This is a genomic window from Rhodococcus sp. H29-C3 (genome assembly GCF_030063405.1).
Classification (GTDB): domain Bacteria; phylum Actinomycetota; class Actinomycetes; order Mycobacteriales; family Mycobacteriaceae; genus Rhodococcoides.
Genome location: NZ_JASITC010000022.1, coordinates 18,459 through 29,938 on the forward strand (window position 1 = coordinate 18,459; position 11,480 = coordinate 29,938).

The 11,480-nt window shown below is 62.9% G+C and carries 8 protein-coding genes and 1 pseudogene; 4 read left to right on the forward strand and 5 right to left on the reverse strand.

What is annotated here, in order from left to right:
* Positions 1–1,092: 1,092 nt before the first annotated feature.
* Together QMK32_RS23710 and QMK32_RS25475 are read left to right on the forward strand one after the other, a co-directional pair.
* Positions 1,093–1,236, forward strand: coding sequence for a hypothetical protein (locus QMK32_RS23710; RefSeq protein WP_283477968.1), 144 nt, complete (start codon positions 1,093–1,095; stop codon positions 1,234–1,236).
* A gap of 178 nt (positions 1,237–1,414) precedes the next feature.
* Entirely contained in the window at positions 1,415–1,744 is a 330-nt protein-coding gene (locus QMK32_RS25475; protein WP_502943750.1) for a DUF6355 family natural product biosynthesis protein, read from the forward strand.
* A 986-nt stretch (positions 1,745–2,730) separates the two neighbouring features.
* On the opposite strand, the gene QMK32_RS23715 is transcribed toward QMK32_RS25475, so the two are convergent.
* Complete coding sequence (locus QMK32_RS23715; protein WP_283477960.1) at positions 2,731–2,889, reverse strand: hypothetical protein; 159 nt, start codon at positions 2,887–2,889, stop codon at positions 2,731–2,733.
* Position 2,890: 1 nt separating this feature from the next.
* Here QMK32_RS23715 and QMK32_RS25480 point away from each other — a divergent pair.
* Positions 2,891–3,077 (forward strand): annotated as a pseudogene (locus QMK32_RS25480) (hypothetical protein); the annotation flags it as partial.
* A complete protein-coding gene (locus QMK32_RS23720; protein WP_283477961.1) occupies positions 3,031–6,216 on the forward strand; it encodes a murein biosynthesis integral membrane protein MurJ in 3,186 nt (1,061 codons plus the stop codon). The pseudogene QMK32_RS25480 and the gene QMK32_RS23720, both read left to right, overlap by 47 nt.
* A gap of 625 nt (positions 6,217–6,841) precedes the next feature.
* Here QMK32_RS23720 and QMK32_RS23725 read toward each other — a convergent pair.
* The 4 genes from QMK32_RS23725 to QMK32_RS23740 all read right to left on the reverse strand — a co-directional run bounded on the left by QMK32_RS23725 (position 6,842) and on the right by QMK32_RS23740 (position 10,898).
* Entirely contained in the window at positions 6,842–7,576 is a 735-nt protein-coding gene (locus QMK32_RS23725; protein ID WP_283477962.1) for a hypothetical protein, read from the reverse strand.
* Positions 7,577–7,710: 134 nt separating this feature from the next.
* A complete protein-coding gene (locus tag QMK32_RS23730; protein WP_283477964.1) occupies positions 7,711–8,700 on the reverse strand; it encodes an ArsR family transcriptional regulator in 990 nt (329 codons plus the stop codon).
* 567 nt (positions 8,701–9,267) lie between these two features.
* The gene (locus tag QMK32_RS23735) at positions 9,268–9,966 is read right to left on the reverse strand and encodes a TetR family transcriptional regulator (RefSeq protein ID WP_283477965.1); all 699 of its coding nucleotides are present in this window, start codon (positions 9,964–9,966) and stop codon (positions 9,268–9,270) included.
* Positions 9,963–10,898, reverse strand: a complete 936-nt coding sequence (locus QMK32_RS23740; protein ID WP_283477966.1) for a DUF2637 domain-containing protein — start codon at positions 10,896–10,898, stop codon at positions 9,963–9,965. The genes QMK32_RS23735 and QMK32_RS23740 overlap by 4 nt, the downstream gene beginning before the upstream one ends.
* Positions 10,899–11,480 lie beyond the last annotated feature (582 nt).

Here is an 11,480-nt window from a genome sequence, read left to right on the forward strand (position 1 = left end):
GTCTCCGCCACATCGGATGAGAAACCACAGTCAGTTCCTGCCGTATGAGGGGGTGAGGGCCAGATGACCGAAAACCGGCGCTAAGCAAAATGAGGACCGAACCTGGTGGCGCTATCGCAGATAATTTACAGAGCCGCCCTGCCCATGGAGGTGTGTAGCGCCTGGTCGCCTTCAAGGTTACCGCAGATAATAGGCGATTATCTGCGGTAACTCCTTAGCGCCGGATTTCGCAGAAATGGGCTGACCCCATCGCGCACAGCCACCGAAACAGGTTGTGGCACAACATATACAGCTCAAATCGGGACGGTGTCAGTGATGCTGCGATGCGGGAGGCCCCGAAATGCAGCGGGGACCTCCCTCGACCGGTGCCCCGAAGGGATGACGAGACCCCCTGCCTCAACGGAATCGAACCACTGGCCCACCGACAGGGTCGTTTCTACGTTCACCACTCGAATGGCTGCCATCTCCTCGCTGGCCAGTCGATATTCTGCCTAGCGCCGGATTCCGGCCATCTGGCCCTCAACCCCCGAGCATGCGGGTGATTTGGCGGGCTTTGGCTGCGTCGATTTTCGGTGGTTGTCTGCCGATGCGGCCGCGGGCTCGGGCTGCGGCGAGGCTGGCTATTGTGCGCTGTTTGACGAGGTCGCGTCACTTCCCGCGCGAGGGTGAGGTTGTTGTAGAGGGCGGATCGTTGTAATCCGGTGCTCTTGCAGAGTGTTTCGATCTTGAACTTCCGTGTCTCGTACACCTGAAGCAGGTGTGCACGTTCTTCGTGTGTGAGGGTGTGCGGCCTGCCTTTCATCTTGCCGACCGCTGCGGCCGCGGGCAGTGCTCGGATGAGGCCGAATTCGGCAATCAGGCCGAGCATTCCGATGAACATCTTGCCCATTGGGTTGGCGGGGTCGTAGACCTTGCCGTCGATTGATAGTGCCACGCCGCTGGCTGCAAGGCAGGACAGTCGGTCGAGTTTGGTGACGCAGAATTCGTCACCCTCGAGATCAGCGGCGGTGGCTACTGCTCGTTCGGTACGGGTACGTCCTTGCCTGCAGCGATGGCGCGGAGCTACTGCGGCACGGAGTCGTTGTCGTATTCGTGGAGTGCGATCGAAACCTGCGCAGCGGTGGAGCGCTCGAGATCTTCTACAACCGGCGGCGTATCAAGCTCGCTCTCGATCGCGGTCTGAAAGCGGAATTGACCGAGCATCTAGGCCACGACATGGGCGATCCGGTCGGGTGAGAGCTGCCGAACGCCCGTAACGGGTCTAACTCCGTAGACGGTGCAGCCCCAGACCCAAAGCCAAAACTGATTTTTTCGTTTTACATACGTGACGGTCGGTACGGCGATATTGTCCGTTTTGGGAAGAGTCCAGACGACACCGGAAACAGGTGTCACAGTCGCAAGGGAGAGGATTGACATGCTTAGACGTGCACTATCCAGCGCCATTGTGGGGGCGGCGGCCGTAGCCGCTCTGACCGTAGGAGGCGGTGCTGCAAACGCTGCGCCAGATCCAAGTCCTGCACCAACTCCAAATGCCGCGACAGCTCAATGCGGCTGGTATACGCAATCGAACTGGCTCGGGACAGTTTTCTCCTGGTACAACCACTGCGGCGGTAACAGGCAGCTCATCCGTGTAAACGATGCGGGAGGGGGCTATTACTTCACATGCATGGCTCCATGGCAGAATTCGCAACTGGGACCGTACTCGGTAGTCAGGTACGCATACGCAGTCCAGGGGCCGTGCTAGCGCCGATCTCGCCCCGCGTTCGCTGGAAGCGAGGTCAATTGTTCTCGGCCTTGATCTTGCGGACACCGTAGACACAGATGCGCCTCGGGTGCGGTCTGATATCGACGACCAGTTCAACGTCACGGCCCTGCCTGCCAACGCCGGCCTGGCGTGGCCTAGCTTGTAGCGGGAATCCTCGTCCCCGATAAGGATCGAGGATTCCCGCCCCAGCCTAAATATTTCTGCCGGTGGTGTTTTTGCCTAAGTGGGTCAGTATTGTGTTCCGAAGCCGTTGGAATGTGTTGGCGAGACTGACGTCGAACGGCAATGCTCGGGTTCATAGCTCAACGATGGGGTTTCGGTTCGCCGCGGCGAGTCAGTGCGGCGGCGATGTGGCTCGAACATGGCGCGTTCTTCGTCATCTTCAAGCGGTTGCGGCGCGTGTAGTTCGAGATGCGCCCCCGCGGTGACAGAATATCCGTAGGGGTGTGCCGCTTCGACTTTCGAAGGCTGGCTTCGTGGTGAGTGAAACAGAGAACCTGAGTCCACCCACAGAGTGATCGGGCGGATGGTCAGCGGCACCGACGGCCGAAGCGCTATCGAGCTGTACCCACCGGATCGCGCCCACACAACTCCGGTGAAGCAGATCTTTTACGTGGTGCTCTGCGGCGCGATAGGCGGGCCAGGTAGGACTAGTGAGTTTCACGCACGACGGTCGCCTCGTCCACCGGATCGGGTTCCGCCGGTTGAGGTTCGATGACCATTGATTCCGGTAAAGCTTTCGGGGACGATAGCGGCGGCGATCGCGGTTCCTCGGCGGCGAAGTGTCCGACGAGGATGTGGCGGTCACTAAGCAGATCCGGAACAGAGCGCCCGCATCGAATCACCGCGCAACAGCCCAGTCTATGACCCCCAGTCGGTATTCACCCCTTCCCTGCGGGGCAGGCTACCGCGCCCGAGCAGGATGCACTGCTGCTGTTTCTCACTCAACAATTTACCGATCAGCATCAACGTATGCCAGCGAGAATGCCGTCGATGGCGTCGATGGCGTCGAGTTGCAGTAACCGCACCATCACCGTCCGCAACGAGGTGACCACACCCAGAACCTGGCCATCGATCTGTCGTTGACTGCGCTCGATCAGTAGCGCTTGAAGTGGTCTACCCATGATTGACGTCCGCTCCAAAGCGTATGGTCAAGCGTTGGTGATCATCACTGCGTGCGCAGGTGCATTACTGGTGGTGCTGTCCGGGCGTTCTGTGACATCACTTCAAAGGCCAGCCTCACCCAGCCGATGAAGGTAGGAGCCATGACGACGGAGAAGCACGTCTCATACCAGGGCGACGGCTCTCGTAACCGACTGGCCGCGGTGCCGGTGTTCCGGCGGTCGACGCCGCAGCGGCGGGCGCCGTGGGAGCACCGACCGCTGCCGCCGCGGAGTTCGTCGCGTGACGTACGCAGCTATCCGTCCCCGCCTTCACCCGACGGCGGTCCGCTGCCCGACGACTCGCTCACCGTCCTGATGCCGCGCATCACCGACGACGACTACTCCGCAGACCGCAGCCCCGACGAACCCACGCCGACGGATGGACCACCTTCGGACGGTCCGCCACCGCGTAGACACAAGAGCCTGCTCGCGACCACCGGGGCGATCGCGGTCGCCACCTTGGTCAGCCGCATTACCGGTTTCTTCAAACAGATCGTGATGGTCGCGATCCTCGGCGGCGCGGTAACCAGTTCGTTCACCGCCGCCTCGCTCCTGCCGAACATGATCTCTGAACTGGTTCTCGGCGCAGTGCTGACCGCGATCGTCGTTCCCGTCCTGGTGCGCGCCGAACTCGAAGATCCCGACGGCGGGACGTCCTTCGTCCGACGACTCTTCACCGTCGCCTTCACCATGTTGTTCTGCGTCACGGTTGTCGCCACGCTCAGCGCGCCGCTGCTCAGCCGCATCCTCATCCCCGAAGATGCCCAGGTCAGCAGTCCGTTGACTACCGCACTGTCGTATCTGGTGCTGCCGGCGATCCTGTTCTACGGCCTCTCCGGGCTCCTCACTGCGATCCTCAATACCCGCCAGAACTTCAAACCCGGAGCCTGGGCGCCGGTGTGCAACAACCTGGTGGTCCTCGGCATCTTCTCCCTGTACTTCCTGGTGCCCGGCGAAATTACTCTCGACCCGGTGCAGATGAGCGATCCACACATCCTGATCCTCGGCCTCGGTATTACCGCCGGAGTGATCACCCAGGTGATGGCGCTGGTGCCGGCACTGCACCGCGAGCAGGTGGACTTGCGTCCGCTGTGGGGCATTGACGACCGGCTAAAGACATTCGGCGGGATGGCCGCGGCCATCGTGGTCTACGTGATGATCAGCCAGATCGGGCTGGCGTTCGCGACTAGGATCTCCGCGCACGCCGACGACACCGGTCCGACGATCTACTCCCAGGCCTGGATGCTGCTCCAGTTGCCGTACGGCATCCTCGGCGTCACCGTCCTGACCGCGATCATGCCGCGCCTGAGCCGCAAGGCCGCCCAGGGCGACACTCCCGCCGTCGTCGACGATCTGTCCGTCGCCACCCGGCTGACACTCGTCTCGTTGGTCCCGATCGTGGTGTTCCTGACCTTCGCCGGCCCATGGGTCGGTGAGGCCCTCTTCGGTTTCGGCAACTTTGCCTCCGATGCCGCCCGGCTCGGCGAGGCCGTCAGTTGGTCCGCGTTCACCCTCATCCCGTACGCGCTGGTGCTCATCCATCTACGGGTCTTCTACGCCCGCGAACAGGCTTGGACGCCCACGTGGATCATCCTCGGCATCACCTGTGTGAAGATCGGACTGTCCGCTTTGGCGCCGGTGGTGGCCTCCAGCGATCAACAGGTGGTGTTGTGGCTCGGTGTCGCGAACGGCCTGGGCTTCGTCGTCGGGGCGTGCATCGGTGGCTGGCTGCTGCATCGCAGCCTCGGCGACCTCCGGATGGTCAACGTCGGCAAGACCATTTGGATGGTGATCCTCTCGTCCGCCGCGGGCGGCGCCGCAATGGTGGCGTTGGACCGGCTCGCCGGACTCGACGCTCTGACCGAGATGTTCGGGCCGATCGGTCCGCTGCTGAGGGTGGCGATCGGCGGCGTGGTGATGATGGGCATCACCTTCGGCATCCTCTGGTACGGGCGGATCCCCGAGGTGTTGATGGTGACGGTCGCGATCCTCAAGATCATCCGGCGCCTGCGAGGCAGACCCGCGTCCTCGCTGGACCCGGTAACGGTCACCGACGCCGTACCCGAGGCCGCGACGAGGCTGTTGCCGCCGGCCGGGTCCGCTACCGATCCAACTCTCACACCCAGGACCGGTCCTGGACCGCTCCCGTATCCTGGTCCATTAAACCTTTATCCGCAGGTCCCTAACGCACGATGGTCCCCGATGCCGCGGGGGGGACGCCAGTCGGGGACACCTGCACGCCGGTTCGCGGCCGATATAGGTGAAGTGACCGACGACGCGACCGGCTGGACGTCGGCCGAGGTCGACCAGCGTAGGCAGCAAGTGGTCCCACCTGCTGATGGTCGTGCTGCGTTGGACAGGACCGAGCAACCTCAGACCGACGCACTCGCCCGACCGGCTGGTTTCCGCGGACCGAAGCTCATACCCGGCGCATCGGTTGTCGGCGGGCGCTACCGACTGCTGGCCCCGCACGGGGCCGCCCACGGTCTCAAGTTTTGGCAGGCACATGACGTCAATCTCGACCGCGAGGTCGCGTTAACCTTCGTCGATGCCGACCAGCGCGCCGGAGACAGCCCCAAAAGACCGCAGGCGATCCTATCCCGCACCCTGCGGCTCGGCCGGATCTCCTCACCTGGCCTCGCCCGGGTGCTCGATGTGATTCGCGGCAGTTCAGGTGGCATCGTCATCGCCGAGTGGACACCAGGACGTTCACTACGGGAAATGGCCGACACCGTCCCCTCGCCGGCCGGGGCCGCCAACGCCATCAAGGCCCTCGCGGCAGCCGCCGAAGCTGCGCACCGCCGTGGCGACGCCCTCTCGATCGACCACCCCGATCGCGTGCGGATCAGCAGCAGTGGCAACGCCGTTCTTGCGTTCCCGGCGACCCTCGCCGACGCCGATCAGAGCTCGGACGTGCGCGGGCTCGGCGCCATGCTCTACGCACTGATCACTGCCCGATGGCCGCTCGTCCCGGTGGACGAGTCCGGTCGGGCCCGGCCCGTGAGCGGGATGAAGGCGGCAGAGCTCGATGCCACAGGTGCGGTCGTCGAACCGCGAATGATGCGGCCGGAGGTGCCGTTCGAGATCTCAGCCGTCGCCACCCGCGCGTTGGAGCAGAACGGCGAGATCCGCACAGCGGCGACGGTGCAGCGGGTCCTCCACCAAGCGGCGGTGGTGAACGAGAAGACCGAGCTCATTCCGCCTGCTTTGCGGGCTCGGTCAGCGGGTTCCGGGGGCCATCCCGATCATGCGCTGGCCGACCCGGCCAGCGAGCCGAACAGCCCATAGCCCGGCCGCGCCGACTTCCCGCCACAGAGACAGCAGCTCGCGCCGCGCGGTGTCGATGTCTCCGTTGCGGGGGTCGAGGAGCAAATCTGCCCAATCCGGCGCTAAACGCTGAACATCCAGCGGTATGGGCCTACAGGTGATTTCATGTCGGCATGACCGATGGGGGCGGTTATGGCCGGTTTCGGGCGTTGTCCCGTGTTGAGCTGGAACGGTTCTTTTACCTCGATGACGATGTCCGTTTCGGAAGACGACTGCACGAGTTCAGGAGTGGAGTGCACTTACTCGGCCGATTCGGTGAGTGAGCTCCAACTGCCCCGCCACCGTTTGACAACCGCGGTGGAGACCCATGTGGCGAAGCAATACGGGGCTTCGCGCGCTGATGGTTTGACGAAAGTGACGAGAGCGAGAGTCCCGCCTGGACGCACCAGCGCGGATAGGAGAATGCCGGGTTTGCATATTTCGACGGCGTTCAGTGGGTTACCACCAAGCTCCCCGATTCACTGTTCGAGTGGCCGACCTGGGCAGACTTTAAGAAAGACATACTGCCCAGACCCAGAATCGTTGCGGGACCTGATCGTCGACCTTCGATTCGCCCAGCTCGACTGATCACCACCGCACTGCGCGCTCAGGGACGTTGGCGATAGACGGAGACCATCCGGCTGTATCGCTTCATCCATGGTTTGAGTGCCGGATCGATGCTGTCGAGGAGCTGCAGGACGTCGTTGTACAGCTGGTCGATGGAAACGTCGAGAAGCGGCTCCATATGGGAGACCCGGTTGCGAAGGTCGAGGAGGTTTCCGACGCGGGCGGCGGTGCCGAGTCCGTTCGGATCGTTCGACAGGTTCGGGAAGGCGTTGATGATGGCGTTCTCCCACAGATACTTGCGCGGGTGGTAGGTGTCAGCCTTGGGGCTCTTGATGGGTAGCAGGTTGTTCCATGCCCCGAGGGATACTTGGACGAGCAGGTCGTTGTGGTCGACGGGTGCCCGGAACCGTGTGTGGTTGGGTTTCCTCTTCTGGCGGGCCCTCCCCGCCCACTTGTTTGCCTCTGATCGGGTCTTTTCCGTCAACTTCGACAGAGGGGCAGCGGGTTCGAGCAACCAGTCATCGGTGTAGTTGACGATCGCGCCGTCGACGGTGTTGGGCGGCTCGGCCGCGTTCCACGCTCGCAGACTGCCATCGATCGCGTTCCGGAGAACTACTTCGGTGAACGCGAGTACCTGGTGCACGGCGGCGGAGAGCTCAAGGTTCCACAGGTACAGCTCGAGTGTGGCCTCGTCCGACCCGTCGCACTTTGACCGGTATGCACTCAGTCGCGCAATGTGCAGATGGTGGAGGATCGAACCTGCTGAGGGCTTCACACTTTTCTCTTTATCTGTGATAATGTCGCGTACGGATGCAGCGGAGTCGCTTTTGTGACGGTCGCTGGCGAACTTAGAATCTCCCCCACCCGGCATGACCGGTGGGGGATTTTCTGTTTCCTCCACAGGTGTCGTCATGACGACACCTGTGCCGGGGCTGGTGCGGAGACGACCGGCAACCGCTTCTTCTTCTTGCCGCCGGGCCGCTTCTTCACTTTTGCCGACGGTTCGACCGCAGTCTTCTTCTTCCGCTTACGCGCTTTGTCGGCGTTCGCCTGGGCCGCCTTGCGTGCCTCCAACCCAAAGTCGCCGGTCAGCGAGTACCAGATCCTGCTGGTAGAGCCGGTTTTGGACAGCGGAGCCTTAATTGTCTCGATTCGGCGATGCAGTAGTCCGTGCCTCTCGAGATCACGTAGACCGTTCTGCAGTGACTTCGCTGAGATCCCGTACCAACCCGGTCCATCTTGGAAGCGCACCCACATCTCGGGCTGATTGCTGGTCTCCTTGGCGACGATGAGCAGCGCGGCAAGGCCTGGCAAGGTCAGTTTCGCGAAATGACCGTCGTTCCAGAACGAGTGGGGCAGGGTGAAGTACTTCGACATTCGATCTCGGCGGCCGGCGGGTGCCGAGTAGTCCTCCGCGCCATCTTCGCGCCGAGGCTGCACTCCGAGCAGTTTCCCGCTACGTCCGCGTTTGATGAGGCCCATGTCCTGCAGGTCCGCCCACGAGCGAGAGAGAGTGGACGGCGACCAGGTCAGCGCTCTGACACCCTGCTCTTCCCACGTCAGTGCCCGGATCCACGCACCAGCGGTGAGCGGCTCTCTGCTGCTTTGCAACCATGGCCAGCAATTCAGCAGCAGCAGGTAGAGGACCAGCGCACGGTGTTTTCGCTCGGAAACGGCGCGGCCGACGATGCTCGGGCGGGGAGCTTCGGGCCTCTGCACGAGGATGTGACGGACCTGCAGGTAACCACGCGGAGCGAACCGCGCAATCTCCGAACGAGTCTCCGCCGGCGTTGCCGGTTCATCACCGAAAGTTTCGACAGCAGCGGCAGCAGCGTCAGAGTCGGCCACCGAGGCTGCCTCGTTCTCACCACCCACGGTGGCGTTCTCTTCTACGTTCATGGACACCATTGAACCAGAAAGTCCAAGGGTGCACCGTCAGATGTCCGACATGTCTCTTGCGGCCTCACACCAATCAATGCAACTAGCCATGCAACGTCGATGCAACGAAACTGGGACACACTGCTACGAAACATACACCGCATTCAAATTCGGTGCCCTAACTTGTGGCGCGATCGCCGACGCTTGCGATCTCAGTCGAGATTCGCCGTACAGCCTCTGGAGCGGCAACTAACCGGTTAGTTGGATCTGCAACCGAGGGGACATGGCGCGCTGACGCTGTCACAAACAGAGGTCAGACGGCGCGAGATCGAGTGCGGACTCAACTGCACGCGCGCGCGTATTAGTACAGATATGGGCGGTCTCGCAAAGTGATCAGCCTTTGAGGTCGTTGGGGCTGGGGGTATCTCCTCGTCGGCCATATCGCCTCGTGCGCCGACAGGTCGGCCAGGACGCCGGTCGATGTCGATCATGACCACCCGGTCCTCGTTCGGACGATGAACCGGTGGCCTGTGCCGTCGCCGGATCGGGGCTACTCGACTTGGCTCGGCGACGGTGTCCACCCCTCGTTCACACCTGAGCGGGGCGGACATTCGGTGTGGCTCGCCGCACGGATGCCGCAACGTCGATCGTCTCGAACGTGAGCACCGCGGTGTCGGCACTAACCTCTGCTGCGCCGGCATTCGCGGTGGTTGCGGCGGCGAGAACGGTCTCGAGCGACTCTCGGTAGCCACTCCGGATCGACACGGCGACTCCGGTGAGGGCGATGTGCGCCAGCAATCGGTGCCCGGCCAGCGGTGCCGCCAGAACACGAACGAATTTCTCTGCGGTGAAACCCTCTCTGAACCAACTCGATTCGGCGGCTCTGCCGGCGAGGACCGATACTGCTGCGTCCCATGCTGCGAATGGCCGACGGGCGCTGAATTCCGGTTCCGCACTCAACCGGGCCTCGGCGCGCAGCGACACTTCTTCGGTGAAGGCCTGCGCGGCATCGTCGACCATTGCCCTGATCGCATCGAGCGGATCTATACCGTCTGCGGTGCTCCAGCGTTCCGCGATCGCGGCATAGAGGGCGGCAGCGGTATCGAGGACCGCCTCGGCCATCTCGCGCTTGGAGGCGAAGTGGAAGTACATCGAGCCTTTGGTGCACGTGGTGTGGTCGAGGATGCGATTGATCGACGATGCTACGTATCCGTGGCGAGCGAATTCTGTTGCAGCTCCTGCCAAGAGATCTGCGCGTGTTCTCACTGCCCGCTGCTGGCTCGTCATCGACTCGCACCCACGTAGTCACGGTCGGTACCCACCTGGGCGTATTCGTCGTCGAGATAGTGCGAGCCTGCCTCGATGTCCCCGGTGCTCTCGTCGTGCCCGGGCTCGGCGTCGCGCGCCTGCGCGACGACGGAGGGGGCGGCGGTGCTGCGTTGACTGGCGATGTTCTGCTGCACCTGGGTCCAGGTCTTGATGTGCCGCGACACCGTCGAGGTGTGCAGCTCGAGGTGGCGGGCGATGTCGCTCAGCGACCAGTCGGGGTGCGCCAGGTAGAGGTTGACACTGGTCCATACGGCGGGCTTGAGCAGGCCGTTGTCCAGGTCTTCGTCTACCCCTGCAAGACTCGATACTGCTCTCGCACTGTGCTGGTCGGCCTCGACACGGTCGATCGGGCCTTCTGTCTGATCCGGTTCGGGGACATCGTCGGGAGTACCGACAGTGTCGATCGTGGTCCGGCGGCGGCGTGGTGCGCGCAGGACGACGGCGACGATCTCGCTCATCGTGAGGACCATCGCTGGCGCTAATGCTGCTATTGCTGCTGCGACAGCTGCGTTGAGGACCGTGGCGGTCAGCACGGCGTGGTAGGCGTTGCCCGCGATGGACAGGATCGCCGAGACGGTCAGCACGGCCACGACAAGTCGCCGGCCTCGTTTGGTGGCGTCGTCGGTGTGCTGCGAGAGGGCGATCCGGATGACGGCGGCGGCGAGGATCGGTCCGTCGAGGGCGACGGGGATGACCCATGCGTCGCCGGGGTGGATGCCGGCCATGACGGCGAGGTCGAGGAGGGTGGAGAAGGACAGTTTGAACGAGGCCGCGCCGACGACGAGGGCAATGGCCAGGCCGGTGATCAGTGCGCCGGTCAACACGCGGGGGTGGATGTCGAGAGTGTCCTCGCTGGTGGCGTCGAGGTCGGGGGTATTAGCGTTGTTCATTGATCGCAGGTCCTATCTCTGTGATCGACCGGCCCCGGCGGTGTGACAGCACTGCCGGGGCTCTCTGGTCGGGGCGAGCCGGTGTCAGGATGATTCGAGGTGGAGTCGTTCTCGGTCGTACTGCCTGCATACGTCGTGGGCGGCGTGTGCCGCCGCGTCGGATGCCAGTTTCAGAAGACGACTGCACGAGTTCAGAAGTGGAGTGCACTTACTCGGCCGATTCGGTGAGTGAGTCTCGTTCAGCTCTGGCGAGTTGAAGGTTTTTGTAAAGCGCGGATCTCTTCAAACCGTTGTTCTTACACAGTGTTTCGATCTTGAATCGCCGTGTTTCGTACATCCGGAGCAGGTAGGCGCGCTCCTCTGGGGTGAGCGTGTGTGGACGCCCCTTCATCCTGCCCGCCGCGCCAGCCGCCGCGATTGCATCCCTTGTCCTGGACCTGATCAGGTCGGATTCAATTATGTGGACACAAGGAAAATGTCAAGTCGCTTTGCCGACGGTTAGGTGACGGCTATTCGACTTGCCCAGTTCACCGGGATGATCCGTCGGATCGTCCCTACGAGACTGCGAAGCCTGTGCCCCGG

What these genes read in the sequence shown, in the direction of transcription:
- QMK32_RS25475 (WP_502943750.1), top strand. Translation starts at nt 1,415, where the DNA reads ATGCTTAGACGTGCACTATCCAGCGCCATTGTGGGGGCGGCGGCCGTA.
- QMK32_RS23715 (WP_283477960.1), bottom strand. Translation starts at nt 2,889, where the DNA reads ATGGGTAGACCACTTCAAGCGCTACTGATCGAGCGCAGTCAACGACAG.
- QMK32_RS23720 (WP_283477961.1), top strand. Translation starts at nt 3,031, where the DNA reads ATGACGACGGAGAAGCACGTCTCATACCAGGGCGACGGCTCTCGTAAC.
- QMK32_RS23730 (WP_283477964.1), bottom strand. Translation starts at nt 8,700, where the DNA reads ATGAACGTAGAAGAGAACGCCACCGTGGGTGGTGAGAACGAGGCAGCC.
- QMK32_RS23735 (WP_283477965.1), bottom strand. Translation starts at nt 9,966, where the DNA reads ATGACGAGCCAGCAGCGGGCAGTGAGAACACGCGCAGATCTCTTGGCA.
- QMK32_RS23740 (WP_283477966.1), bottom strand. Translation starts at nt 10,898, where the DNA reads ATGAACAACGCTAATACCCCCGACCTCGACGCCACCAGCGAGGACACT.